The sequence below is a fragment of the Mycobacterium kyogaense genome (genome assembly GCF_003254575.1).
In the GTDB taxonomy this organism is placed as follows: Bacteria; Actinomycetota; Actinomycetes; order Mycobacteriales; family Mycobacteriaceae; genus Mycobacterium; species Mycobacterium kyogaense.
The window spans coordinates 1-24,878 of record NZ_QJUA01000057.1; the positions used below are offsets into that span (position 1 = coordinate 1).

At 67.8% G+C, this 24,878-nt stretch carries 24 protein-coding genes; 13 read left to right on the forward strand and 11 right to left on the reverse strand.

Annotated elements, in window-relative coordinates; all coding sequences use genetic code 11:
• Positions 1–60 precede the first annotated feature (60 nt).
• The 5 genes from DMB80_RS25260 (at position 61) to DMB80_RS25280 (ending at position 4,554) form a co-directional block, all read left to right on the forward strand.
• Entirely contained in the window at positions 61–408 is a 348-nt protein-coding gene (locus DMB80_RS25260) for a hypothetical protein (protein WP_205538912.1), read from the forward strand.
• A gap of 22 nt (positions 409–430) precedes the next feature.
• Entirely contained in the window at positions 431–2,899 is a 2,469-nt protein-coding gene (locus tag DMB80_RS25265; protein ID WP_111512357.1) for a phage tail tape measure protein, read from the forward strand.
• A gap of 120 nt (positions 2,900–3,019) precedes the next feature.
• Positions 3,020–3,490 (forward strand): hypothetical protein, encoded by a 471-nt coding sequence (locus DMB80_RS25270; RefSeq protein ID WP_111512358.1) that lies wholly within the window; start codon positions 3,020–3,022, stop codon positions 3,488–3,490.
• Positions 3,491–3,523: 33 nt separating this feature from the next.
• A complete protein-coding gene (locus tag DMB80_RS25275; protein ID WP_162938706.1) occupies positions 3,524–3,883 on the forward strand; it encodes a hypothetical protein in 360 nt (119 codons plus the stop codon).
• Positions 3,884–3,897: 14 nt separating this feature from the next.
• A complete protein-coding gene (locus DMB80_RS25280) occupies positions 3,898–4,554 on the forward strand; it encodes a VG15 protein (protein WP_162938707.1) in 657 nt (218 codons plus the stop codon).
• Positions 4,555–4,624: 70 nt separating this feature from the next.
• Here the strand turns inward: DMB80_RS25280 and DMB80_RS25285 are convergent, their stop codons facing one another.
• Both DMB80_RS25285 and DMB80_RS25290 read right to left on the reverse strand, forming a co-directional pair.
• Complete coding sequence (locus DMB80_RS25285; RefSeq protein WP_111512361.1) at positions 4,625–4,858, reverse strand: hypothetical protein; 234 nt, start codon at positions 4,856–4,858, stop codon at positions 4,625–4,627.
• Positions 4,859–5,081: 223 nt separating this feature from the next.
• Positions 5,082–7,145 carry a glycoside hydrolase family 65 protein gene (locus tag DMB80_RS25290; protein WP_162938708.1) on the reverse strand — a complete coding sequence of 688 codons (2,064 nt, stop codon included), beginning with the start codon at positions 7,143–7,145 and terminating at the stop codon, positions 5,082–5,084.
• Between the two features lie 250 nt (positions 7,146–7,395).
• On the opposite strand from DMB80_RS25290, the gene DMB80_RS25295 reads away from it, so the two are divergent.
• Entirely contained in the window at positions 7,396–7,692 is a 297-nt protein-coding gene (locus tag DMB80_RS25295) for a hypothetical protein (RefSeq protein ID WP_111512363.1), read from the forward strand.
• 339 nt (positions 7,693–8,031) lie between these two features.
• A complete protein-coding gene (locus tag DMB80_RS25300) occupies positions 8,032–9,243 on the forward strand; it encodes a hypothetical protein (RefSeq protein ID WP_162938709.1) in 1,212 nt (403 codons plus the stop codon).
• Here DMB80_RS25300 and DMB80_RS25305 read toward each other — a convergent pair.
• The gene (locus DMB80_RS25305) at positions 9,202–10,320 is read right to left on the reverse strand and encodes a PE-PPE domain-containing protein (RefSeq protein ID WP_162938710.1); all 1,119 of its coding nucleotides are present in this window, start codon (positions 10,318–10,320) and stop codon (positions 9,202–9,204) included. The two genes, DMB80_RS25300 and DMB80_RS25305, sit on opposite strands and share 42 nt — an antisense overlap.
• A 417-nt stretch (positions 10,321–10,737) precedes the next feature.
• Between DMB80_RS25305 and DMB80_RS25310 the strand changes: the two genes are divergently transcribed.
• A complete protein-coding gene (locus tag DMB80_RS25310) occupies positions 10,738–11,379 on the forward strand; it encodes a DUF998 domain-containing protein (RefSeq protein WP_162938711.1) in 642 nt (213 codons plus the stop codon).
• Here the strand turns inward: DMB80_RS25310 and DMB80_RS25315 are convergent.
• Positions 11,330–12,127, reverse strand: a complete 798-nt coding sequence (locus DMB80_RS25315) for a nitrilase-related carbon-nitrogen hydrolase (RefSeq protein WP_111512376.1) — start codon at positions 12,125–12,127, stop codon at positions 11,330–11,332. The genes DMB80_RS25310 and DMB80_RS25315 overlap by 50 nt on opposite strands.
• A 40-nt stretch (positions 12,128–12,167) precedes the next feature.
• On the opposite strand from DMB80_RS25315, the gene DMB80_RS25320 reads away from it, so the two are divergent.
• Positions 12,168–13,454, forward strand: a complete 1,287-nt coding sequence (locus tag DMB80_RS25320) for an adenylate/guanylate cyclase domain-containing protein (RefSeq protein ID WP_420812233.1) — start codon at positions 12,168–12,170, stop codon at positions 13,452–13,454.
• Here the strand turns inward: DMB80_RS25320 and DMB80_RS25325 are convergent.
• The 7 genes from DMB80_RS25325 to DMB80_RS25355 are packed head-to-tail and all read right to left on the reverse strand — an operon-like array spanning position 13,429 to position 20,179.
• Positions 13,429–13,932, reverse strand: coding sequence for a Dps family protein (locus tag DMB80_RS25325; RefSeq protein ID WP_111512367.1), 504 nt, complete (start codon positions 13,930–13,932; stop codon positions 13,429–13,431). The two genes, DMB80_RS25320 and DMB80_RS25325, sit on opposite strands and share 26 nt — an antisense overlap.
• Before the next feature lie 32 nt (positions 13,933–13,964).
• Positions 13,965–15,755, reverse strand: coding sequence for a DUF2339 domain-containing protein (locus DMB80_RS25330; protein ID WP_111512368.1), 1,791 nt, complete (start codon positions 15,753–15,755; stop codon positions 13,965–13,967).
• 44 nt (positions 15,756–15,799) lie between these two features.
• A complete protein-coding gene (locus DMB80_RS25335; protein WP_111512369.1) occupies positions 15,800–16,456 on the reverse strand; it encodes a response regulator in 657 nt (218 codons plus the stop codon).
• Positions 16,426–17,505, reverse strand: coding sequence for a MacS family sensor histidine kinase (gene macS, locus DMB80_RS25340; protein ID WP_420812234.1), 1,080 nt, complete (start codon positions 17,503–17,505; stop codon positions 16,426–16,428). The genes DMB80_RS25335 and macS overlap by 31 nt, the downstream gene beginning before the upstream one ends.
• A 38-nt stretch (positions 17,506–17,543) precedes the next feature.
• Positions 17,544–18,296, reverse strand: coding sequence for an amino acid ABC transporter ATP-binding protein (locus DMB80_RS25345; protein WP_046366272.1), 753 nt, complete (start codon positions 18,294–18,296; stop codon positions 17,544–17,546).
• 23 nt (positions 18,297–18,319) lie between these two features.
• The gene (locus DMB80_RS25350) at positions 18,320–19,237 is read right to left on the reverse strand and encodes an amino acid ABC transporter permease (protein WP_111512371.1); all 918 of its coding nucleotides are present in this window, start codon (positions 19,235–19,237) and stop codon (positions 18,320–18,322) included.
• A 15-nt stretch (positions 19,238–19,252) separates the two neighbouring features.
• Positions 19,253–20,179, reverse strand: a complete 927-nt coding sequence (locus DMB80_RS25355) for an ABC transporter substrate-binding protein (protein ID WP_162938712.1) — start codon at positions 20,177–20,179, stop codon at positions 19,253–19,255.
• Between the two features lie 160 nt (positions 20,180–20,339).
• On the opposite strand from DMB80_RS25355, the gene DMB80_RS25360 reads away from it, so the two are divergent.
• The 4 genes from DMB80_RS25360 to DMB80_RS25375 form a co-directional block, all read left to right on the forward strand.
• Positions 20,340–20,918 (forward strand): HdeD family acid-resistance protein, encoded by a 579-nt coding sequence (locus DMB80_RS25360; RefSeq protein ID WP_205538914.1) that lies wholly within the window; start codon positions 20,340–20,342, stop codon positions 20,916–20,918.
• Between the two features lie 63 nt (positions 20,919–20,981).
• The gene (locus DMB80_RS25365) at positions 20,982–22,439 is read left to right on the forward strand and encodes a cytochrome ubiquinol oxidase subunit I (RefSeq protein ID WP_111512372.1); all 1,458 of its coding nucleotides are present in this window, start codon (positions 20,982–20,984) and stop codon (positions 22,437–22,439) included.
• 15 nt (positions 22,440–22,454) lie between these two features.
• On the forward strand, positions 22,455–23,495 hold the full coding sequence (cydB, locus tag DMB80_RS25370; RefSeq protein ID WP_111512373.1) for a cytochrome d ubiquinol oxidase subunit II: 1,041 nt from the start codon (positions 22,455–22,457) through the stop codon (positions 23,493–23,495).
• A gap of 53 nt (positions 23,496–23,548) precedes the next feature.
• The coding region (locus tag DMB80_RS25375) for an ABC transporter ATP-binding protein/permease (protein WP_111512374.1) at positions 23,549–24,878 on the forward strand (1,330 nt) is incomplete at its 3' end.

Genomic DNA, 24,878 nt, shown 5'->3' on the forward strand with positions numbered 1-24,878 from the left:
GCCCCTCAGTGGGCATAAGCGCCCTCCCCCCGCCCGTTTTTTCTTCGCAGAGCACCGGAGGTGACCGTGGTAGAACGCAAGCTGCACGCGGTACCCGGTAGCGGCGCCACACCGCGGAAACGAGCCCCACGGAAGGCGGCGCCCGCGAAGCCCAAGACCGTCTCCCAGGTCATCGCAGCCGGCGGCACCCACCGCGAGATTCTGGTGGCGATGCGCGACCGCATCGCGAAGTCGATTGACGATCCGAAAGCCAGTCCGACGGCCCTGGCCGCGCTGATCCGCCGGCGAATGGACGTCGCCAGGGAGATCGCCGCGATCGACGCAGCCGCACACAAGCCTGCCGAAGCGGTGGGCGGCAGTGTCGTCGCAACCACGCCTGACGAACCGTGGGATCAGTCCAAGATATGAACGCGCAGAGAGGATTTCGCTGATGGAGCTTGCATCGGCCTGGGCCACGCTCGCCATCTCGACGAAGGGCGCGGAGTCCGACATTCGGCGCATGTTCCAGCGCGCCGAGAAGTCCGCGAAGCTCTCCCCAACCATCGATACGTCGAAGATGTCGGCCGACGCCGACACCGCGGGCCGCAAGTTCGGCGAACGGTTCACGTCGGCCAGCGAGAGCTCCCTGAACGCGCTGAAATCTGTCGGCGGGTCCGGCGGTGCCGGTGCCGGTGCGGCGTTCCTCGAGGGATTCGGCGACAAGGTGTCCAGCCTCGGGTCGAAGGCCGGCCCGATCGGGGTGGCGCTCGCCGCGGCGGCCGGCGTCGGGATGATCGCCGGTAAGGCCATCGCCGATGAGGTGTTCGCCGGCATGGAACAGGCGCAGGCACAGGCCAACATTCAGGCGAAGCTCGGCATTTCGGCACCGGCGATGAAGCAGCTCGCCGACGGCGCCGGGAAGGCCTACGCCAACAACTTCGGCGAGTCGATCGCCGGGAACATGGACGCTGCCCGGGTCGCGATCCAATCCGGTCTGTTGCCGGCCGGCGCGAGCAGCGACTCGACACGCGCGATGATCGAGCAGCTGTCGACGGTGTCCTCGGTGCTCGGCGAGGAAATCCCGGCGACCGCCCGTTCCGCCCAGCAGGCCATCCAGACCGGTCTTGTGCCGAACGCGACCGCTGCGTTCGACCTGCTGGTCAGAGCTCAGCAGAAGGGCATCAATAAGTCCGGCGATCTACTCGATACCGTCAACGAATACGGCACCCAGTTCCGCAAGCTCGGCCTCGACGGGCCGTCCGCGTTCGGGCTGATCAGTCAGGCGATGGAGGGCGGCGCTCGCGACTCCGACGTCGCCGCCGACGCGCTCAAGGAATTCTCTATCCGGGCGATCGACGGTTCGAAGCAGACAACCGACGCGTACACCGCGCTCGGGCTGAACGCTGATGAGACCTCGGAGAAGATCGCCCGCGGTGGCCCGGTGGCGCGCACCGCGTTTGGGCAGGTCCTCGACGCGGTCCGCGGCGTGAAAGACCCTGTGCAGCAATCCCAGATCGCGGTGGCGTTGTTCGGCACCCAGGCTGAGGACTTGGGCGCGGCGTTCCAGCGCTTCGACCTGTCGACCGCGGTGCAGCAGTTCGGCCAGGTCCAGGGCGCGGCGCAGCGCGCGTCCGACACCGTGGGTGGGACCGCGTTGTCGTCGTGGCAGACGTTCATGCGCACCATCGAGACGGCTCGCAACGGGCTGCAGCAGAACCTCGGTGACGCATTCGGTCCGCTGGTCAAGCAGTTCGCCGACGCCGGGGTGTCCCATAAGGCCGAGATCATCGGTTTCTTCACCGACATCGGTGACGCCGCCCTGGCGTTCGGTCAGGTCGGCATCAAGAGCGTCGGAATGGTGATGGAGTCGTTCGGTCAGCTGGCGGGCGGCCTGGGCAACGTCGTCGGCGGCATCCTCAAGACAGGATCGTTGCTGCAGCGCATCACCGGCGACACCGAGACCGCCGACCAGTGGAACCGCGAAGCCGAAGCGGCGTTCTCCTGGGGTGAATCGCTGAAAGCCATTGGGCGAGAGGCGAAAGACTTCAACGCCGACAAGATCCGCGACCAGATCCGGGAAGCCGGCGAGCAGGCCGAGCAGGCGGCCAAACTCACCTCCGCGCTGGGCGAATCGGTGGCCGCGCTGCCCGACGGCAAGACGATCACGATCGCCGACAACTCCCCCGAGACGATCACCCGGCTACGCGCCCTGGGCATCGAGGTGGAGCAGACACCGACCGGCCTGAAGCTGACGGCGACCACCGATGAGGCCGAGCGCGTGATGAACGCGTGGCGTCGCCAGCAGGGCGGCGAGCCGGTCGACGTCACCGTGTCGCCGACCATCGACCCGGCCGCGCAGGCGCGGTTCGACGCGTTCGCCCGCAACTTCAAGGCGGCGCTGTCCGGTGCGGCGCAACCGCCGCCGCCGAACCTGCCGGCGGGCACCCGTGTCGCACCGCCAGCGCAGCCCGGAACGTCGATCACCGACATGCTGGTGCCGCCGCGGGCGGCCGGCGCGATCGCGATGGCCGACGGTGGGCTGCGGCAGATCGCGAAGCCGGGCCTGGCCGACATCTACGCCGGCCGAGGGGTGGGCACGATCTTCGCGGAGAAAGAGACAGGTGGTGAGGCCTACATCCCGCTTGCGCCAGGGAAGCGGGAACGGTCGACACGCATCCTGTCGGAGGTGGCCCGCCTGTTCGGGCTGCAGGTGATGGAAGACGGCGGCATCACCGTGAATGCGCTGAAACAGTTGGCGTCGCAGGCGACCGGAGGCAAGTACGTCCGCGGCGGACCACCTGGGCCCACGGGCACGGATTGCTCGGGTCTGCAGTCGTGGATCGCCAACGCCTTGACGGGCGGGTCGGGGCGCTTCGCCACCGGCACCGAAGGCCCCGCGCTGCTCTCGCGCGGATTCTAGACCGGCGACCCGCCCCCCGGGGTCGCCGCGTACTGGATCGGCTGGAAGAACGGCGGGCCCGGCGGCGGCCACACCGCCGGCACGATCCTGGATCCGGACGGGGGCAACGTCAACGTGGAGATGGGTGGCGCGTCCGGCGGCGGCCAGTACGGCGGATCGGCCGCGGGTGCCGCCTCGTTCCCGAACCGGGCGTGGATTCAGATCGCGGGCGGCGAAGATCCGAACACGCCGAGCGATTTCAGCGGCGCCATGTCGACGTCGCAGCGCCGATCCATTCGGAACGCGAAACAGAAGGTCGACGACACCGCCGACACGGTCAGCTCGGCGCAGGCCTCGCTTGACGAGCTGAACGGCAAGCCGAACGTGACCGCCCAGGAGCGGACCACTCGGGAGAAGGCGTTGGCGCGGGCGCAGCGTGAGCACCAGGACGCGATCGAGGATCTGACCGACACCCAGAACGACATCAATGAGCAGCTGCGCGAGCAGTCATCCAAGGGTGCCCGCGAGACCCTCTCCGGTGGCAGCGGCGGGCCGGACGGTAAGTCGTTCGGGCAGACGTTGGTGTCGGGCATGCTCGAGACGATCGGATAGCCCGGCTTCTCGAACCTGCTTGAGTGGCCGAACGTGAAATCGGCGTTCGCCGTAGCGAATTGGGCCGCGGGAATGTTCGGTCCGAGGCCGGATGCTGAGCAGCAGTCGGATGGGGCCGGCGACCCGGTGGGCGGTGCGCTGAACTCGCTGGGCCTGCCGTCGCTGACGAAACTGATCCAGCCGCGCGAACCCCAGGCCACCGAGCCGATCGCACCCGCCGCGCCCGCCGGCACCCCGGCATCAGGGGTAGGCGCCGGCCCCGCACCCGGCCCCATGGTCCAGTACAACGGCACCGTCAACATGGGTGTCGACCCGCGCGCCATGACGCAACGGCAGAACGCCGACATGAATCAGGCATACCGCCGCAACCTCTCCGGTGTGCGGCCACAGTGACGGCGATCGGCGGCGTGCCGGAGCTTCAACACCTGCTCCGCGTCCTCAGCGGCGAAGCAGCTATCGACATCAAGCAGCTGGTGCGCATGCTCGGTAACGGCCGTCTCAACGACTCTGAGGCCTACGACCTCGCGACGACGGCCTACCCCGGCATCATGGACGCCTACCTCGCGGGTGCCGCCGACCTGACGGCGACGTGGTACGAGGAGCAGCCCGGCGGTAAGGCGAAATTCATCGCGGCAGCGGCGGATTTGCCGCCGGCCGAGAAGTTGGGCGCGTCGGCGCGGTGGGCGCTGTCGCAGGCCGACCCGATCAACGCTCTGAAGGGTTCCGGTATCCGGGCGGTGTTCGACAGCTCGAGGCGCACGGTGATACAGAACGCTGCCCGCGAGGGTGTGCGGTGGGTGCGGTACGCGTCGTCGACGGCGTGCGGGTTCTGCCGCATGCTGGCCACCCGGGGCGCCGTGTACAGCAGCGAGGCGAACGCGCTGCGGGCCCACGATCACTGTCACTGCATGGCTGTCCCGGACCGTGACGGCAGTTACGAGCCCCCCGACTATGTCGAGCGATGGATACGCGACTACGAGTCCGCGGCGGCCAGCGGGGCGGTCACTCCGGGGCAGATCGCATACGCGATGGAGACCGCCGAACGCGCCCGCCAAGCCGGATAGGGGCGGCCCCCACGGCTGTCAGGGTGCCGCCAGCGCGCACGCGCACGCGGTGACGCCGTCCAGTGATCGTTCATGGCTGATCGATCACGAACTGGCGGATTCCGCGCGACCAGTTGAACGTCATGTCCTGGCCCTCCCAGGCCGCACCCATGAGCCCCACCGGGCATTGGGTGTCGGCCAGCAGCTTGGCCGTGGCCGCGCTGGTGTCGTTGCGCTCGGCGGCGTCCTTCACGCGGGCGCGTTGGTCGTCATTGAGGCGATCCCACCACTGCAGGGTGTGCCTCTCGAACGGGATGTCGGCCATGCCCTCTATCCTGCTCGCCCCGGCGTGGCATTCGCGGCAGCTGGCCGGCTGCGCGCGTGTCGGGCGCGGGCCCACGTGCCCACCGATTGCCCACAATCGCCCGCGAGTTCTGAGATCCCCCGAGATCAAATCGCCGTTGTTTTACCAGCTCAGAGCGGGTGCTCGGTTCTGACCTGGACTGTCGACAACAGTTCGAATCTCACCGGGGGCACCACGAACACCGTCAGGCGACATTCAGCCGCGCACGCTCCTCACCGTGGACAGCCGTCAGCGTCGCCGAGCGTCCGCGGACCCACAACCGGTCGACGTGCACGCCATCCCAGCCCTGCGGCATCGTCACCGGCCCGCTGCACCAGCCGCCAGGATCGCCCGCGCGCAGGGTCATCCCGGTGAGCCCGTACAGGCAGCCGGTCAGGAACCCGCCCATGTTGGCGATGAACGGCCCTGCGCGCGGCTGGTCCGGGTAGACCGACGGGCTGTACTCGCAGACGACGGTGTGCGGCTGCTGCACGAACTCGGCAAAGCCGCGCTCGTACAGCTCGAGCGCCCGGTCCCGCTCCCCCAGTCGAGCGGCATACACACCAGTCACGGCCGACAGCATGGGCGAGCCCAGGTAGTCGTCGACGTTGCCGACGGCCGCGGCCAGGGTGCGCCGCTGCGTCTCCGGGTCGACGGGATAGCCGACGGGGAACAGTCCGGCGGCGGCTTCCGGGGTGGCACCCTTCGGTTCATCCATGCGGTATCCGTCGTGGTTGACGATCGCCCCGTCCTCGTTCCGGGGCAGCACGAGATCGTCCGCGATGCGTGCCCACACGTCGTTCGCGCGGAAGCCGAGCGCAGGGGCGAGAGCCGCCGCCTCGCGCAGCGCCATGGCGGCCGACATGTTGACGAAGGCGTTGTTGTTCACCGGTCCTCCGGTCTCGGCGACGCCCTGCACCCGCTGCATCTCGTAGCCCCGCTCGGTCTGCCGGACGCGGCTGGCGATCCATCGGGCGACCTCGGTGAGCACCGGCCAGGTCGCCTCGCGAGCGAACTCGGCGTCCCCGGTGGCGTGCACGTACTGGGCCAGGGCCAGCGCCACGTCCGCGCTGACGTGGTGCTCAGTAGCAGGCGCCTCCCCGCCCATCGGAGTCGCCTCCTGGCCGGTGCGGGGGCCGCTCTCCCACGGGAACTGCGCACCGGCGTATCCCTGCGACTCGGCGTTGGAACGCGCACCACCCAGGCGGGACCGGCGGTAGCCCAAGAGCGCCCGCGCCGCATCAGGTTGGCTGAGCAGCAGGGCCGGCACCGCGAAGGTCTCGATGTCCCACATCACGTGGCCGCGGTAGTAGTGATAATCCGGCCAGTAGGCCATGCCGAACGGCGAGGTGTGACTCGGCGAGGCGCGGTGCACGGAGGTGTGCAGATAAAAGTGCGCCGCGTCGGTGAGCGCCTGCCATCGGCTCGGCGCGCCGATCAGCTCGATGCGGCCGCGCCACAGCTCCGCCCACCGCTGCGCGTGCTCGGCGAGCAAGTCGTCGAAGCCCCGCTGCGACGCGTCGTCGAGCAGCCGGACGGCCTGCAGGTGCGGCTCCCAATGAAAGGCGTCGGTCACCACGCTCGTGAGCTGGCGCAGCCGGTACTCCCGTCCCGGCTGCGCGGTGATCCGGTAGGCGGTCGTCGTGCGGCCCGTGACGGTGTGCCGGAACTCCGGCGTGCAGCCCTCGGCGCCGGCGAGTTCGGTGGCCCAGGCGATACCGCAGGAGGACATGTCGCTCGGTTCGCGCCAGCCCAGCACGCCGTCCGAGGACCCGTACCGGCCGTCCGAGCCCAGCTCCGCCAGGAACGGGATGCCCAGCGGCCCGCCGGCGTAAACGCCAGCGGACAGCTCGAGCTCGCACGCCGCGTCGACCCGGACGGTCACCTCCTGCATGGCGATCGTCGGAAACGCCTTGTTGCAGACGGTCAGGACATCGACGTCGGCCCGCACCCCGCCGGTGGTGAAGGCCAGCACGGTCCGCACCTCGCCGCGGGCGAAGTCGTACCGCTGCTCGCGTAGGAGTGCCCCGGCCGGGAATGCCGAGATCGGGATTCCGTCGACCACCACGTCGCCGGTCAGCGGGTACGGGACGGGCAACAGCGACTCCACCTCCTCGCGGGGGTCCGGACCGACGAAGCCGTTGACCGTGGCCACGCCGCGCAGCGGTACCGCCTCGAACCGCAGCCCGATCAGCCCGTTGGACACGTAGACCGGCAGGTGATCGGGGCGCCATTCGCGAACTGGATCGGGACTGATGGGTTCACTCATGTCGGGTCTCCTAGCCTCCGGTGGAGGTCGGGTCGAGGTCTCCGTTGCTCTCTGACCGCGCCCTCTACCCGCCGACCGTTCGATCATGCGGATGACTCCATCCACACCAAGAAGCCCCGCCTCCGTGACGGAGGCGGGGCTTCACTCTGAACAACTCCTGGCAAAGGCGTTCCTCGTCAGTTCCACCTGAGACCCTGCGCCGCGTCGCTTCCCGCTTTCACCGTGGTCGGCTGCGTTCTAATCTCTGCCCATGGGGGAACGGGGGGACCGCTTCGCGCGCTGGTTCGTGGCTCTGCCGCAGGGTCGAAAGTTCATTCTGTCTGCGGGCATGGCGGTGACCACAATCCTGGCGCCGACGCTGCTCGCAACGCAGTTCGTTCCAGCGCAGACGGGGTCGTCGAACGAGATCACGGTGTGGTGTGACCCGCAGGGTAGAAAGACCATCGATGGGGTGGAGACCCCAAAGGTTACCGTCAGCCCAGACGATCCACGTTTCGACGAGTCGGATCTGGACGCCACCATGTTTCGGCTCTGCGCCCTGCTGTGACCTCTGACGGCAGAGCTTTGCGACTGCTCTGTCTGCGATCACATCGAGCAAAGCACAGGTGACAGGTCGTGGCGACGAGTCTCGCCGCCGTACCTGTTGCTGGGAATCACTTCCCGGTCACCGCTGATGGCCTCAATGATCGCCAACGTCAATATTTGTGAGTTGCCGGATGCCCTTGACACGACGACTCCCGCGATGGCCGCAAGATCGAAAGAGCTAGGCGGCAATGTACAGCAGCAAACTGATCATGATTGTCTCGAAGCGGTGTCGCAGTTTGCCGACAAAGGTAGAGTCCCCGCTGAGGAATCAGGGGGATCTCCTGTTCTGGGAGGAAACAACGTGACGATGGGTTCAGTTCGCGCTGCCGGCATGTCAGCAACGGCGGCGACACTTCTGTTCGCACCGATGGTCCATGCCGCGCCCGTCGGCGACCCGGACAGTCGACGCGATGCCGGACTGCATCACACGGTCGATGCCACCAGGGCTGGCGACTCACACACCACCAACCCGATCCCGCACACGAGTGACGTGCTGCCACTACGAGCCGCCGCGGCGAAGTCCGACGGGCCCAACCACGGCCAATTGGTAAAACTGTCGACGATCCTCGAGCGAATCCTCAACTCGGACTACGACCACGACAGCGACCCCCATGAGAAGAAGAGGTGGCAGACCGCCTCATACCAGCGAGTCAACCAGCGGAGCGATCCGCAGAATCGCGAGACGAAGGTGTCGGCGCTGGCAGCAGTATCGGGATCGATTGCCTACATGGACGGCATCTTCAACGTCGGACCCGGCTGGCGAACTATCACCATGCCCGACGGCAGCAGGTGCGGCGCCGGCTGCACAGAGGTGACGTGGAACTACGTGTCCAGCACCGGCAAGACGGGCTCGGCGGCGGCGGCCGGGGCGTGGATGGATGCCCACAACACGCCGGATGCGGTGCTGTACACCTACTCTGGGTCCGCTGTGGGCGCCCAGGATGCGCGCGCGCTCCGACCCGACTGGCAGGGCACGATCATCCAGTTGGGCTCCCCCTCCCGTCCCAACAACGGAGCGACCTACGAGCAGGGTGGGCGTCCCGTGCCGCAGGTCGGCGGTGGGACCATCGAGTACGTCAGCACCAAGAGCGACGAAGCCGCGGTGCGAGGGACGTGGTACGGCAACCACACCATCGGATACCGGGGGCGGGATTTCTCCGAAGAGACGCCCCTGTCGGAGACCCACTACGGCGACAACGTGACCGACCGGGTGTACGCCGATCCACCGATCAAGCCGTCGTGGCTCAGCGGCCTGTTCACCCCGCAATCCTCTGTCGAGAAGGTCTCCGACGAGGGTTACGTGGGCAGGCACCGACGTGACGAAAAATCGACGGAGCGTAGGCAAGTCGTGAAAGACATGGTGGACGACGTCAAGAGGGCGACGAGCACGAACAAGCGGGAGACGAAGACGGTGAACAAGAAGCCCCGCCTCCGTGACGAAGGCGGGGCTTCCCGGGAGAGCTGGAGCGGGTCAGCTCTCCGATCCGGCGCTGTTGCTCCCGGAGTCCGATGACGAAGCGGCGCCGGCCGTTTCCTTCTTCTCCGGCGCGGCCTCCTTCGTCGCCCTCTTGTCTTTCTTGGTGGTCAACTTCTTGACCTCGGTCTTGATGTTGTCGCCCAGGTCCTTGAGCACGTTCTTCTTGACCTTCGTGGCGTCGGCGCCGTCCTCATCGGCGTCCGCGGCCCGGTGCTTGCCCACGTAGTCCGACAGCGTCTTGCGCGTCGGTGGTGCCACCGGGTCCTGCGAATCATCCGCCGGCACAGTGACTTTTAACGTCTGATTGACAACGTTCGACGGCGCCGCATCGGGCAGCGGGATGGTCACGACGCCGGTCTGCCACTTCTTTTTCTCGATCACGTTGTTGCGCTTGTACGCCGAATCGATGATCGGCTTGAGCATCTTGCTCATCTTGGCCAGCTGCGCGGGATCAGCGCCCGCCTCGAGCATCGGGTGCAGCAGCGGCAGGATGTCCCCGGTGTACGGGATCAGGATCGTGGTGGTCTTCCCGCCGTCAGCGTTCTGCACCACCTTGTAGCGCATCGGATCGTTCTCGAAGTCGGTGTTGAACGCCGCGTCGACGTGGAGCATGTCGGCGCCCTGCATCGCATTGAGCACCGCGAGGATGTTCAGCATGTTGTCCGGCATATCCGCGACGCCGTCGTACTCCGCTGACACCAGGTAGACGTCATACGGGGTGACCGGAACGTCCGGCCGATACTTGACCCCGGCGTAGTAGATCCGGCTCGGCGCCCCGTAGATCATCACGTTCATGTGATCGGCGTCGGGCACCACGCCACCGGCCTCGCGGGTCGCCTCCAGCTGTCGCAACGCCTCGAGCACCGAGGGCGCTCCCTTGGACACGCCGCCGATCGTCAGGACGATGTCCGGATCGGCAGTCTTGGCGGCGACCACGGCGTTGTAGAGGTTGGTCGCACCTTCCGGGATGGACTTCGAGAAATCGGCATCGCCGGGGAACGGAACGCTGACTCGCTGGTCGTAGGGGCGGAAGTATCCGCCGAACGCCGTTTCCATCTGCTCTTCGCTGAGTGTTGCGTAGGAGCCCTGTCCGCCGACCAGCAACGCCGTCACCCCGTTGCACCCCTGCTCGGGACACGGAACGACATCTGCTGCATGAACGACAGGAGCAAACATCAGCGCCCCGACGATTGCGCTCCCCGCGAACTGAACTGAGCGCTTGTGGATACGTGTGATAGTTACACTGTTTCCCATTGATACTCTCCCCCGATCAAATGTAGGAACCTTACTGCGACCCCCTGCTGAGGCACTTTAGCACTGTGAACCGTTCGGTTGTGGGGTTACAGCAAATATTGACGAGGACACGCGGGAGATCGATGCCCCCGGCACGGGAAGGCGGTTCATCGGGACCGAGCCGGACAGAAACATGCAAGGAAGTGCACATTCAGCAAGCAAACACCATCGCCATGCCGCGCCACTGCGAGCCGCCCCCGAGGACGATGTGCGATTTCGCGCTGGCACGCTGGTGATGTGCGCCCGCCCCGCCCGACGACCGTGCGACGCGCAGCCGGCGCCTTCGCCCTGGCTGCCGGCATCGGCTATCTGATCGTCGAAGCGATCGCCGCATCGCGGATACCCGCCTATAGCTACGTGGGCAACGTCGTCAGTGACCTGGGCCGGCCGACGTCCCCGCTGGCGTGGTGGATGAACGCCGCGTTCCGCGTTCAGGGCATGGCGTTCGTCGTCACCGGCGCGGTCCTGATCGCGACGTCGCGGCCGACACGCGGAGCACTGACGTTCACGGTGTTCGCCTGCTTCTACGGGGCCGGCTCGGTCCTGGTCGGCTTGGTTCCCAGCGGGGCCGGCGGGACGACCCAGCTACTCCACGTCGCCGGTGCCACCGCGGCGATCGTCGGGGGCAACCTCGCGCTGCTCACGGCCGGCGTCATCGGACTCCCCGGTGGATCCGCGGGGGCTCGAGCCCCCGGCTACGCACTCGGCGGCATGGGTCTGGCGGCCGCGGCCGCCCTCATCAGCACCGACATGCCGCAGGGGGCGTGCGAACGGGCCGCGATCTACACGATCATCGCGTGGCAACTCGTGGCGGGTGTCGGCCTGTTGCTCAGTACAGGTCCAGCCGACGGTCGTCGAGCACATGGACGTACTCGGTGATGTGCTTGTCGCGGCTCAACGACAGATTCAGATCAGCCGCCGCAACGGCCTCCCCGGGCCCCGCCTCGGCCACCACCCAGCCATCGGCAGCGACGATCGCCGTGCCTTCCGTCCAGCGCTGACCACGTTCGACACCCGCGCGGTCGCACACCGCGACGGCAACATGGTTCGTGCGAGCCGTCGACATGGCGGTGATCACCTCGCCGGGGTGCTCCCCTTCTGGGCGCGGAAACAGCGGCCAGTTCACGGGCGCGACGATGAGATCGGCGCCTCCCACCACGGCCAGCCGCGTCAGTTCCGCGAATTCCAGGTCGTAGCAGAGCATCACGGCCACCGCGCCGTGCCGAGTCTGCAGCACGGGCGGCAGATCGCGACCGGGGGTGAAGATCAGCTTCTCCCGGTCCCACAGATGGGTCTTGCGGTAGACCGCCGATACCCCGCCTCCCTCGAGCACAGCGGCGCTGTTGTAGAGCACGCCGTCCTCGCACAATTCGCAGAACCCGAGCACGACCAATGAATCACCCGCTGCCTCAGCCCATCTCGCGAACCGCGGATCGTCGCGCGTGAGTGCCACCGAGCGGGCCTCGGCCTCGTCACTGAGCATGTAGCCGGACGTCACCAATTCGGGGAGAACGATGATGTCCGCGCCGGCAGACCGCGCGTCGATGATCGCGGCGCTGATGCGCTCGGCGTTGCCGTCGAGATCACCGATCTGCGGATCGATCTGGCAGCACGCGATACCCGTCATTCGAGCAGGTTATCGCTGCGACGGCGATAAGCTCGCCTCTGTGCGCAACGTGCGATCCGTCTGCGTGCCCGAGGTGGCACTCGAGGGGCGCGCGACCTCGCTCAGCCGCCACCGAGCCGAGGCGGTGTCGCGCCGCATCCGGGTACTGACCATCGCGGGGTGGATCGCCGCTGCGGTCTCGCTGATCTTCGGCTCTTTCCAGGTCGTCGTCGGCGGAGGGTTCGCGTGGCTGGGCCTCGTCAACATCCTGTGCGGGCTGGCCTTCCTCAGCATCCCGCGGTTGTGCCCGGTCGGCGAGGTCGTCGCACCCGTGACGTTCGTGGTTGTCGCCTATGTCTCGGTCGGGTTCTTCTGCTACACGATGGGCACCGACTCGGGGCTGCAGTTCTACTTCCTGGTCGCCGCGTCGCTGGCGGTCCTCACGTTGGGCATCGAACGCATCGCGTTGGCTTCGCTGATCGCCGGCACCGGGGTCGCCCTGATCATCGCGCTCGAATTGACCGTGCCCGATGACCGCGGCCTCGGCCCCTCCTGGTTCTTGAAGGTCGGCTTCATCTCATCGGTGGTGTCGTCGGTGGTGATGATCGTGGCGACGCTGTGGTACACGCTGCGGGAAACCGAGCGTGCCGAGCGGGCGATGGAGGCCGAATACGAACGGTCCGAACGCCTCCTGGCCAACATCCTGCCCGAGACCATCGCCGACCGGCTCAAAGATCCGGCACGCTCGGTGATCGCCGACAAGTACGACGACGCGTCGATCCTGTTCGCCGACATCGCCGGCTACACGAAACGCGCGAGCGACACCGCACCCGCCGAACTCGTCCGGTTCCTCGACCGGCTCTACACCGATCTCGACGCACTGGTCGACAGGCACGGCCTGGAAAAGGTCAAGACGAGTGGGGATTCCTACATGGTGGTCAGCGGTGTACCCACGCCGCGCGCCGACCACCTCGAGGCCCTGGCGGCGTTGGCTCTCGACATGTCCGACGCCGTGGCCGGACTGACCGACGCACAGGGGCGGGCGGTGCCCCTGCGGATCGGGATGGCGTGCGGGCCCGTGGTGGCCGGCGTCGTGGGCGCGAGAAAGTTCTTCTACGACGTGTGGGGCGACGCGGTCAACATCGCCTCGCGGATGGAGACCACCGATGTCGAGGGCCGGATCCAGGTGCCCGACGCGGTCTACGAACGGTTGCGCAACCGCTTCGTGCTCGAAGAGCGGGGCCTGGTCGACGTGAAAGGCAAGGGCCCGATGCACACCTGGTATCTGGTGGGGCGCCGGACCCCTGCCGCCACGTCGGTCGTCACACCTTCCGGTTCTCCGACTTGAGCAGCCAGGCCAGCTTCTCCCAACCGTCGATCAAGTTATGCAGGATGTCGGCGGTGCTGGGGTCCTCGCTGTCGACCGTGTCGTGCACGTCCCGCAACGTCGCCACGACGGCGTAGATGCGCGTGGTGACGAGGTCGACGACCTCGGCGGTGCTGTGCTCGAACGCGGGGAACTCGGGCAGCGTCGTGGTCGCGGCGACGGTGTCGGATCGACCGTCGGGCACCGCGTCGAGCGCACGCATGCGTTCGGCGACGGTGTCGCTGGCCTCCCGGGCGAAGTCGACGACCTCGTCGAGCTGCAGATGCAGATCGCGGAAGTTGGAGCCGACCACATTCCAGTGCGCCTGCTTGCCCTGGAGGTGGAGTTCGATGACGTCGACGAGTACGCGTTGCAGCGCCTCGGTCAAGGCCGGTGATGCCTGGAAGCCGACGATCTCGGCGTCGGTCCTACGTGACGGGGACAGAGTGTTCATATCCATGACAACATCTCCTTTTCTGGACTCAATCCAGTCTAGTGTGTGTCGGCGGTCACCTGGTCCTGACGCTCGAGCAGTCGCGCGTAGCCGGCGCCCATGCCGAGCAGGATCAACCCGACGACGATGAACACCGTCACGCGGAACATCCCGTCCAGCGTGCCCAGGTCGAACAGGAACAGCTTGGCCACCGCCGCGCCCACCAGACCGAGGCCGCCGGCGATCGGCACCGACCGGTCGGCACGCGGCAGACGGACGGCATGGCCGAGCAGCGCCGCCGCCATCGCGATCCAGCAGATCGTCGCCACCATGTGCCCTGCGTAGAAGCCGCGGCCCTCGCCACCGATCAGCACGCCGGCGGTGACCGCGAACGACGTGATCGCGTAGGCGACGACGCCGACGGCGACCGCGGCGCCGACCGCACGCTGAGGACCCGGCCACGCCCAGGCGATCGCGACCGCCGCGACGCCGAGCAGAATGCTCGATACGAGGATCGACACGCCCGCGGTGTGCGCGGTGGCCGACGCTGACAGCACGCTGCTCGGCGGAGCGTAGGCGAAGTGGATCAGCGCCCCGATGGCCGCGAAAACGGTTGCGGCACAGCGCGCTGTGACATCGCGCCGCCCGGCGACCGCCACCACGACGGCCATCGCGAGCAGAACGGGGCCCGCCACCGGCCCGTCGAACGCGACCGTCACCGCGATCAGCGCGGTCACCGCCGACAGGGCCGCGAGCACCCGACGGGCGACGCCGGCGATGCCGGGCAGCTGATCGCCCACCAGCACGATCGCCAGCAGAGTCCCGGAGAGGGCCGCGATCATCAGCGCCGCGACCCCACGGTCGACGACCAGACCGACGCACAGCAGCGGCGTCACGCCGGCGGCGGTCAGAAGTGCGATCACGGCCCCGCGACGTGAGCCGGGCAGCAGCACCACTGCCGCGACGACCGCCAGCAGCGCAGCGATCGCACAGGCGCCGGCGAGCCAGAGGTCGTCGCGCCCGTCGATGTGGCGCACGACGAGCCCGAACAGAAGAGGAAGGGTCGCCGCGGCGATACGCGCGGCGTGCAGCCACACCCAGTCCCTGCCCAGTTGCACCGGCAACGAGGCGGCGGCGAGCGTCAGCATGAAGCCGATCAACAGCAAGGTGTTCCCGTCGGTGACGACCGGCGCGAGCACGGTCAGCGGGATGAGCACCAACAGGCCGAGCTGCTGGGAATTCCACCGGCGAGAGAGCGTCAGACCCGCACCGCCGACCACCGAGGCCAGCAGCAGCCCCACCACCGCGGGCGCCCACTCGTAGATGGTCGTGATCGCGATGACGTCCATGTAGGCGGCGGCGATCCCGGTGGCCGCCAGTGCGATCGCACCGACGCGACCTCCGGGACGGCTGTGCAGCCGCCATGCGGCACCCACCAGCCCGCCGGCCAGCACTGCTCCGCCGAACACCCGGAACTCGGGCCGGAGAATGCCGGCCTGCGCGGCGAGCACCAGCAGGAGCACGACGCCCATCAACGTCACCGCGACGCCGGCGACGGCCAGCAGCTTGCCGATCCAGCCCTCCGAACGCGTGGGCCGCGGAGGCGCCGGAGGCAGCGGGGGCGCCGCAGGGCGGGGCACATACGCGGGTACCGGTGGCGGTACGTACGGCGGCGACGGTGCGAGAGGCGGCGCCATGGCGGGCGCGGGAGCGGGCCGGGGCGGTGCGGGCCGCGTCGAAAGAATCCGGTCGAGTTCGGCGAGGTCGGCCGAGACCCGGGCCAGCTGCTGCGACAGCGCGGTGAACTCGGCGGACAACCGGGCGACGACGGGTGCGTGCGGTTCGGTCATGACGCCATGGTGGCAACTCGAATGCCCACCGCGGATGAGTACAACTACTCGTCGAGTCCGTGCTCGATCGCGTAGCGCGCCAATTCCACGCGGTTGGCCACCTGCAGCTTGCGGAACGTGGCCTGTACGTGGTTCTCGACGGTGCGGTGACTCAACGACAGCCGGGCCGCGATCTGCTTGGCGGTCAACCCTTTCGCTACATGGCGCAGGATCTCGGTCTCCCGCTCGGTCAGGCTCGGCTGCGCCGGGCCGGGCTCGTCGCGGGCGATGCGCCGGTACTCCCCCAGCACCAGACCCGCCAGACCCGGCGTGAACACCGCGCGACCCTGAGCGGTGGCCCGCACCGCGTCAGCCAGGTCCTGTTTGGAGGCGCTCTTGACCAGGTAGCCGGTGGCCCCGGCTTTGACGGCCTCCAGCACGTCGTCTCGCTCGTCGGATGCCGACAGCACCAGTACTCGCGATGACGGGGACACGGCCAGCACCTGTGCGGTGGCTTGCGCGCCGTCACCATCGGCGAGGCGCATGTCCATCACGACCACCGCGGGGCGGACCACCGCGGCGCGCCGCGCCGCGGCACCCACCCCGTCGGCCGTCGCCACCACGTCGAACCCGTCGTCGGCCAGGTCGCGCTCCACCGCGTCGCGCCAGATCGGGTGGTCGTCGACCACCATCACCGTGACCGCGGTACCGTCAGCTCCCATTCGACCCCCATCCCAGGGCCGGTGTGCAGTTCCGCCCGGCCGCCCAGCCAATCCATCCGTCCCACAATTGATTTCGCAATCCCGATGCGACCCTCCGCCACGGCTTCGGCGAGCCGCCCGTCGGGAATCCCGACACCGTCGTCGCGCACGCTGACCGTCACGGCGTCGTCGAGATCTTCCACCAGAACATACGCGCGGGCACCGTCACCGGCGTGTGCCTCGACGTTGTCGAGCGCGTTGCCGACGGCGGCACACAGCTCGTCGGCGATCGCGGAGTCCAGCAGCACGGGATGCGCGGGCACACTCACCGACACCCGGTCGGTGGCCCGACGCCGCAGCATCGCACCGAGGTCAGCGTGGGTACCGCCGGCGCCCGCCTCGTCGCCCGCGACCACCAGACGGCGCAACGCGCGTTCCTGCTCACCGGCCAGCTCAGCCAATTGGCTTGTCTCGCCGCCGATCTCATGGCCACGACGGGCCACCAGGGCCAGCACCTGCAGGACCCCGTCGTGCACGTGGCGGGACAACCGCTCGCGTTCTTCGACCGACGCGGACAGTCGAGCGGCCCGTTCCAGTTCTGCGTGCGCACGCCGTGCAGTCTGCGCGGCCATCCCGACCGCCAAGCCCACCGCCAGTTCGATGACGATCGTCGCGTTACGGCTGACATCGACGTTGACGTAACCCTTGAGCGCCGCCCCGAGCGACATCACCACCAGGCCGACCAGCATCCCGCCCACCGGGCCGAACAGAATGGCCGCCGAGATCGTGGCATTGGTGGCCCACAGCGTGGTCGGCAACGACTGGTTGTCGGCGATCCACGCATCGGAGGCGACGAGCTCGGTGCACATCACCAGCGCCACCACCACAGCCAGCTCGGCGAGCACCCACGCCGGGCGACGGCCGAACCCCTGCAGGTAGGCGACCGCGCACACCGCGCTCCAGACCACCAGCGCCGCGAACACCACCCAGCCGCCGACCGGGCGGACCAGCTCGTCGTTGACCGCGAGCCCGAAGCCCAACGCGTAAAGGCAGCTGAGCAGACGGAACACCTGAGCCGCCCGCCACAGCGGGGTGACCGGATCGGGTGCTACATCACCTTGGAGAGAAACGCCTGGGTCCGTTCGTGTTGGGGGTTGGTCATGATCGTGCGCGGGTCACCCCGCTCGACGACGACACCGCCGTCCATGAACGCCAGCTCGTCGGCGACCTCCCGCGCGAAGCCCATCTCGTGCGTGACGACGACCATCGTCATCCCCTCGGACGCCAGCGTCTTCATCACTGTGAGGACCTCGCCGACCAGCTCGGGGTCCAGTGCCGAGGTGGGCTCGTCGAACAGCATCAGCTTCGGATCCATCGCCAGCGCCCGGGCGATCGCGACCCGCTGCTGCTGACCGCCCGACAACTGCGCCGGATAGGCGCCGGCCTTGTCGGCCAACCCCACCCGGTCCAGCAGTTCCTTGCCGCGCTCGGTGGCCTTGGCTTTGTTGACACCCTTGACCTGGATCGGCGCCTCGATGACGTTGCCCAGCGCGGTGCGGTGCGGGAACAGGTTGAAGTGCTGGAACACCATGCCCACCTCGCGGCGCTGCTTGGCGACCTCACTGGGCTTCATCTCGTGCAGCTTGCCGCCGCGCTCGGTGTACCCGACGAGTTCTCCGTCGACGTAGAGCCGGCCCGCGGTCACGGTCTCCAGGTGGTTGATGCATCGCAGAAACGTCGACTTGCCGGAGCCCGAGGGCCCGACGAGCACGAGCACCTGCCCCTTCTGCACCTCCAGCGTGATGCCCTTGAGGACCTTGAGTGCGCCGAAGTCCTTGCACACCAGCTCGGCCTTCACCATGGGCCGGGCTTCCGCTGTTTGCGTCACATCCCACCTGTACTTGCCTGCGCCTTGGCCAGCGCCTCGAGTTGCTTGGTCGTCAGCTTGCGTGACGCGCCTCGGGAGAAGTACCGCTCCAGGTAGTACTGGCCGACCATCAGGATGCTCGTAACCACCAGGTACCAGAACGCGGCCACCATGAGCAGCGGCACGGGTTCGAAGGTACGCGCGGCGATCTCACGAGCGGTGATCCCGAACAGGTCCAGCGTGAACGGCACCGCGGTCACCAGCGATGTGGTCTTCAGCATGCTGATGACCTCGTTGCCGGTGGGCGGGATGATCACCCGCATCGCCTGCGGCAGCACGGTGCGCCGCATCGCCAGCCCCCACGACATGCCGAGCGCGGTCGACGCCTCGAGCTGCCCCTCGGGCACCGACGTGATGCCCGCGCGGATGATCTCGGCCATGTAGGCGGCCTCGTTCAGAGCCAGGCCCAGCGTGGCGAGCAGGAACGGGATCGACAGGCTCTGCAGATCCAGCTGGAAGAACGACGGACCGAACGGCACGCCGAGCCGCACCTGCTGGTAGATCGTCGGGATCAGACCCCAGAACACCAACTGCACGTAGATCGGTGTGCCGCGGAAGATCCACAGGTACACCCACGCCACCCAGCGGAACACCGGGTTCGGCGAGAGCCGCATGACGGCCAGCAGCACGCCCAAGGCGACGGCCAGCACCATCGAGTACACCGTCAGCTGCAAGGTGTTGACCAGTCCGACCGTCAGCACCCGCTGGTCGAACAGGTATTCGGCGAACACCGACCAGCGGTAGGCCGGATTGGTGGCCGCCCCGTAGAAGAACAGGCCGGCCAGGATGAGGATGACGGCCGCCGCCACCCACCGCCACGGGTGCTTCAGCGGTACCGCGTCGATGGTCTGCGGCGGCGCGCCGGCATCACTCATCAGATTCGCTTTCGCCTAGGAGACCGCGCCGTTGATCACGGGCTTGTCGATCAGGCCCGCTTCCAGGCCCCAGTTCCCGGCGATCTCCTTGTACTTGCCGTTCTCGATCAGGTGCTCGAGAGCCTGCAGCAGCGACTGCGCGAGAGGCGATCCCTTGGCCACCGGCCACCCGTAGGGCGCCGAGTCGAAGGTCTCGCCGGCCTGCTCGAGCTTGCCGTTGGTCTGCTTGATCGCGTACAGCGTCACCGGCGAATCCGCCGACATCGCGTCGGCCTGGCCGAGCACCACGGCGTTGGTGGCCGCGTCCTGCCCGTCGAACGGCACGATGCTGATCGCCGGCTTGCCTTCGTCGGTGCACTTCTTGCTCTTCGCCGGCAGCTCGTCGGTCTCCTGGACGGTGGTGGCCTGAACCGCGACCTTCTTGCCGCACGCGTTGTTCGGGTCGATGCCGGCGCCGGGCTTCTGCGCCCAGGCCGTGCCTGCCGAGAAGTAGGTGACGAAGTCGACCGACTGTTCGCGCTCCTTGCTGTCGGTGAACGACGACATCCCGACGTTGAAGGTGCCGCCCTGGATCGACGGGATGATCTTGGCGAAGTCGGCCTCGCGGTACTCCGGGGTCAGCCCGAGCGTGCCGGCGATCGCGTTCATCAGGTCGACGTCGAAGCCGACGATCTTGCCGCTCTCATCCTTGACCTCGTTCGGGGCATAGGGAATGTTGACGCCGATGACGAGCTTGCCGGAGGACTTGATGGCCTCGGGCACCGTATTGGCGATCTCTTCGACCTTCTCCGCCGGAGCCGCACTCGACGTCGAGCTGCCGCCACCGCTGCCGCCCGAGTCACCGCCGCTGGCACAGCCCGACAACGTCAGGGCACCCGTTGCGGCGAATACCGCCACAGCCCGCCAGATCTTCGTCCGGCGGTCTTGCTTTTCACCCAACACTGTTGCCTCTACTTTCTCTGCGGCATGTCCAGCCAAGGACGTTAACGACCGATGACCCGGCGCGCAGCGCCGGTAACGGAACAGTAGTAGAGCTGTAACGCTGTAGCAGGGGAACGCAAGCTATCCCGGACATGCGACACTCTTGTGCCACACTGCGCCCATGGAAACCCAAGCTCCTCCGAGCATGCTCGCGCATCTGTGGAAAACGGCGCTGATTTCGGGCGTCCTCGCGGTGGTCCTCGGCGTCTGCGTCCTCGTCTGGCCGGCCATCACCATCGTCGTCGCCGCGATCTTCTTCGGCGCCTACCTGTTGATCTCCGGTATCTGGCAGGTCGTCTTCGCCTTCAGCCTGCACGTGTCGGCCGGCGGCCGGGTGCTGCTGTTCATCAGCGGGGCGGCCGCGCTGATCCTCGCCGTGTTGTGCTTCCGCAGCCTGCAGAACTCGATCCTGCTGCTGGCCATCTGGATCGGCATCGGCTTCATCTTCCGCGGTGTGGCCACGGCCGTGTCGGCGATCAGCGATCCGACACTGCCCGGCCGCGGCTGGGCGATCGTCATCGGTGTGATTAGCCTGATCGCCGGCGTGGTCATGCTCGGGTCGCCGTTCGCATCGCTGGCCACCTTGGCCTTGGTGGTCGGGATCTGGCTGGTCGTTCTCGGCGTCTTCGAGGTCGCATCGGCGATCGGCCTGCGCAAGGCGGTCTCGAACGGCCCTCAGACCAGGGTCGAAAGCCCCTAGCCTGCACGGTCCGCCGCACTACTACACTCTGTCGTAGAGTGTAGTAGGACGAGGGAGTGGTGCATGGACGCATTGGATGTGTCGCGGTGGCAGTTCGGTATCACCACCGTCTACCACTTCATCTTCGTCCCGCTCACCATCGGTTTGGCGCCGCTGATCGCCGTCATGCAGACGGTCTGGCACGTCACCGGCAACGCCGCCTGGTATCGCCTCACCCGATTCTTCGGCAAGCTGTTCCTGATCAACTTCGCGATCGGCGTCGCCACCGGCATCGTCCAGGAGTTCCAGTTCGGCATGAACTGGAGCGAGTACTCGAAGTTCGTCGGTGACATCTTCGGCGCCCCACTGGCGTTCGAGGGCCTCATCGCGTTCTTCTTCGAGTCCACGTTCATCGGGTTGTGGATCTTCGGCTGGAACCGGCTGCCCCGCGCGCTGCACCTGGTGTGCATCTGGATCGTGGCCTTCGGCGTGAACGCCTCGGCGTTCTTCATCATCGCGGCGAACTCGTTCATGCAGCACCCGGTCGGCGCCAAGTTCAACCCCGAGACCGGCCGCGCCGAACTCACCGACTTCGTCGCGCTGCTGACCAACAACACCGCGATCTGGGCGTTCCTCCACGCTGTCACCGGCGCCTTCCTGACCGCCGGCGCGTTCGTGGCGGGCGTATCGGCCTGGTTGATGCTCCGCTCGAAGCGCGCCGACGGGCCGGCTGAGAGCCGCGCGATGTATCGGCCCGCCGCGATGCTCGGCTCGGTGGTCGCACTCGTGGCCGCCGGCGGACTGTTCTTCACCGGCGACATCCAGGGCAAGCTGATGTTCGTCCAGCAGCCCATGAAGATGGCGTCGGCCGAATCGTTGTGCCACACCGAAACCGATCCCATGTTCTCGGTTCTGACCGTGGGCACGCACAACAACTGCGACAGCGTCACCCACCTCATCGAGGTGCCCTACGTGCTCCCGTTCCTCGCAGAAAGCAGGTTCGACGGCGTGACGCTGCAGGGCGTGCAGGATCTTCAGGAGCAGTACCAGGACAAGTTCGGCCCCGGCGACTACCGGCCCAATCTCTTCGTCACCTACTGGGCGTTCCGCGCGATGATCGGCCTGCTGCTGGTCCCCGTCGCGTTCGCACTCGTCACCCTCTGGCTCACCCGGGGCGGGCGCATCCCCGATCAGCCGTGGTACGGCCGCTTCGGCATCCTGACCATCCCCGCGCCGTTCCTGGCCAACTCGGCCGGCTGGGTGTTCACCGAGATGGGCCGCCAACCGTGGGTGGTGGTGCCGAACCCGACGGGCGACCAGATGGTGCGCATGACCGTGCAAGACGGTGTGTCCGGGCACTCCGCCGGGTTGGTGTTGTTCTCGTTGGCCACCTTCACGCTGCTCTACGGCGCACTCGCGGTGGTCTGGTTCTGGCTGATGCGCCGCTACGTCGTCGAGGGTCCGCAGGACCACGATTCAGAACCGGCGCCGCCCACCCCGCCCAGCTCCGACGACGTCGCCCCTCTGTCGTTCGCCTACTGAGAGGACGCGAAAACCATGGGACTGCAAGAACTCTGGTTCTTCCTCATCGCAGCGCTGTTCCTCGGCTTCCTGATCCTGGAAGGCTTCGACTTCGGTGTCGGGATGCTGATGATCCCGTTCGGCATCGCCGGCAAGGGCGAGCCAGAGCAGCACCGCCGCGCCGCGCTCAACACCATCGGACCCGTGTGGGACGCCAACGAAGTCTGGCTGATCACCGCCGGCGCAGCGATGTTCGCCGCGTTCCCCGTCTGGTACGCGACCGTGTTCTCCTCGCTCTACCTGCCGCTGCTGGCGATCCTGGTCGGCATGATCCTGCGGATCGTCGGCATCGAATGGCGCGGCAAGATCGACGATCCCCGATGGCGCCGCTGGGCCGACATCGGCATCGCAGCAGGCTCCTGGTTGCCCGGCATCCTCTGGGGTGTCGCATTCGCGATCCTGGTCCAGGGCCTCCCGATCGACGCCGACGGGCGTTCGCAGGCCACGCTGACCGACGTCGTCAGCGTCTACACGCTGCTCGGCGGCCTGGCGACCGCGTCGCTCTTCGCCTTCTACGGGTCCGTGTTCGTCGCTCTCAAGACCTCAGGCCCGGTGCGCGAGGACGCCTTCCGGTTCGCCCGCATCCTGTCGGTGCCCGTGGTCGTGCTCGCCGGCGGTTTCGGACTGTGGACGCAGTTCGCCCACGGAAAGACGTGGACCTGGGTGCCGCTTGCGGTCGCGGTGCTCGCTCTGTTGCGCGCGGTCGCCCTGATGTGGCGCGGCGACGGCGAGGGCCGGGCCTTCGTCGCGACCATGGTCGTCGTCGCCGCGGTCGCGGTGCTGCTGTTCGGCTCGATGTATCCGAACCTGTTGCCCTCCACGCTGAATCCCGACTGGGGCGTGACCATCTACAACGGCTCCTCGACCCCCTACACGCTGAAGATCATGAGCTGGGCGTCACTGACCCTGCTGCCTCTGGTCATCGGCTACCAGGCGTGGACGTACTGGGTGTTCCGCAAGCGCATCACCGCCGAGGCGATCCCGGCCTCCATCGGATTGCCGAGGCACCAGTCCTGAAAGACACCTCGCGCGCCCCGATCGACCCGCGGCTGTGGCGGGTCTCGGTGGCGATGCGCCGGTTCCTCTTCGCCACCACGGCCTGCGGTGTCGTGATCGCCGGCGCGACGATCGGATCGGCGGTGGTGCTGGCCGGTCTGATCGCACGGATCATCACCGATCCGGCGTCCCGGACGGTCGGGGCGCTGGCCGCCCCGATCGCACTGCTCGCCGCTCTCTGGCTCGTGCGGGTCGTGACGCAGTGGCAGCAGGGAAGGCTGGCGCAGCACGGCGCCAGCGAGGTCATCGCCGACCTGAGCGATCAGGTGCTGCGCACGGCGACCGCGCTGCCGCCGCGCGAGCTGGCGCGCCGCCGCGACGATGCGGCGGCGGTCGTCACGCGTGGACTCGACGGCCTGCGCGTGTATTTCACCGCCTACCTGCCCTCGCTGTTCCTCGCGGCGATCCTGACCCCCGCCACCATCGCCGTCATCGCGGCCGTGGACTGGCAGGCCGCCGCGATCGTGCTCGTCGCACTCCCCCTCATCCCGATCTTCATGATCCTCATCGGTCTGGCCACCGAGGACCGGTCGGCTGCGGCCCTGGCCGCGATGAGCACACTGCAGTCCCGGCTCCTCGATCTGGTGGCGGGCCTACCCACCCTGCGCGCGTTCGGCCGCGCCGACGGCGCGACCGCCAAGATCGCCGAACTCGGTGCGGCACATCGACGTTCGGCGATGGCGACGATGCGGATCGCGTTCCTCTCCGCGCTGGTCCTCGAACTGCTGGCCACCCTCGGCGTCGCTCTGGTGGCGGTCAGCGTGGGTATGCGACTGGTCTACGGCCACATTCCGCTGGCGACCGCGCTGACCGCGCTGCTGCTCGCCCCCGAGGTGTTCTGGCCGCTGCGCCGGGTCGGTGCGGCCTTCCACAGCGCGCAGGACGGTAAGACCGCGGTGCACGCCGCGTTCGCGTTCCTCGACTCCGTCGAAGCGTCACCCGCCGGCGATCGCGTCCTCGAGGGCGAGCACCTGACCGTCACCGCCGACGTGCCCCTGATGCGCGCCGAACCGGGCCGCGTCACCGTGCTCACCGGACCCAACGGGTGCGGGAAGTCGACGCTGCTGCACGCGATCCTCGGACTCGATCAGGCGCCCGACGCGCAGGTAGGTGTCAACGGCATCGATGTCGCCGTTCTCGACCCGACATGGTGGTGGCGCCAGGTCGGGTGGCTGGCACACCGGCCGGTCGTCATCCCGGGCACCGTGCGCGAGAACCTCCAGCTGTTCGGCCCGCTGCCTGATCTCGACGCCGCCTGTCGCGCAGCGTGTTTCGACCAGGTGCTGGCGGACCTGCCCGACGGGCTCGACACCGTGCTCGGGCAGGCGCGCCAGCACCCCGCCG

Excerpts from the sequence above, each read along its gene's own strand:
- cydB (WP_111512373.1), top strand. The coding sequence starts at position 22,455 with ATGGGACTGCAAGAACTCTGGTTCTTCCTCATCGCAGCGCTGTTCCTC.
- DMB80_RS25265 (WP_111512357.1), top strand. The coding sequence starts at position 431 with ATGGAGCTTGCATCGGCCTGGGCCACGCTCGCCATCTCGACGAAGGGC.
- DMB80_RS25290 (WP_162938708.1), bottom strand. The coding sequence starts at position 7,145 with ATGAGTGAACCCATCAGTCCCGATCCAGTTCGCGAATGGCGCCCCGAT.
- DMB80_RS25315 (WP_111512376.1), bottom strand. The coding sequence starts at position 12,127 with ATGACGGGTATCGCGTGCTGCCAGATCGATCCGCAGATCGGTGATCTC.
- DMB80_RS25345 (WP_046366272.1), bottom strand. The coding sequence starts at position 18,296 with ATGGTGAAGGCCGAGCTGGTGTGCAAGGACTTCGGCGCACTCAAGGTC.
- DMB80_RS25350 (WP_111512371.1), bottom strand. The coding sequence starts at position 19,237 with ATGAGTGATGCCGGCGCGCCGCCGCAGACCATCGACGCGGTACCGCTG.
- DMB80_RS25365 (WP_111512372.1), top strand. The coding sequence starts at position 20,982 with ATGGACGCATTGGATGTGTCGCGGTGGCAGTTCGGTATCACCACCGTC.
- DMB80_RS25330 (WP_111512368.1), bottom strand. The coding sequence starts at position 15,755 with ATGACCGAACCGCACGCACCCGTCGTCGCCCGGTTGTCCGCCGAGTTC.
- DMB80_RS25295 (WP_111512363.1), top strand. The coding sequence starts at position 7,396 with ATGGGGGAACGGGGGGACCGCTTCGCGCGCTGGTTCGTGGCTCTGCCG.
- DMB80_RS25325 (WP_111512367.1), bottom strand. The coding sequence starts at position 13,932 with ATGGATATGAACACTCTGTCCCCGTCACGTAGGACCGACGCCGAGATC.
- DMB80_RS25285 (WP_111512361.1), bottom strand. The coding sequence starts at position 4,858 with ATGGCCGACATCCCGTTCGAGAGGCACACCCTGCAGTGGTGGGATCGC.
- DMB80_RS25335 (WP_111512369.1), bottom strand. The coding sequence starts at position 16,456 with ATGGGAGCTGACGGTACCGCGGTCACGGTGATGGTGGTCGACGACCAC.
- DMB80_RS25270 (WP_111512358.1), top strand. The coding sequence starts at position 3,020 with ATGGGTGGCGCGTCCGGCGGCGGCCAGTACGGCGGATCGGCCGCGGGT.
- DMB80_RS25360 (WP_205538914.1), top strand. The coding sequence starts at position 20,340 with ATGGAAACCCAAGCTCCTCCGAGCATGCTCGCGCATCTGTGGAAAACG.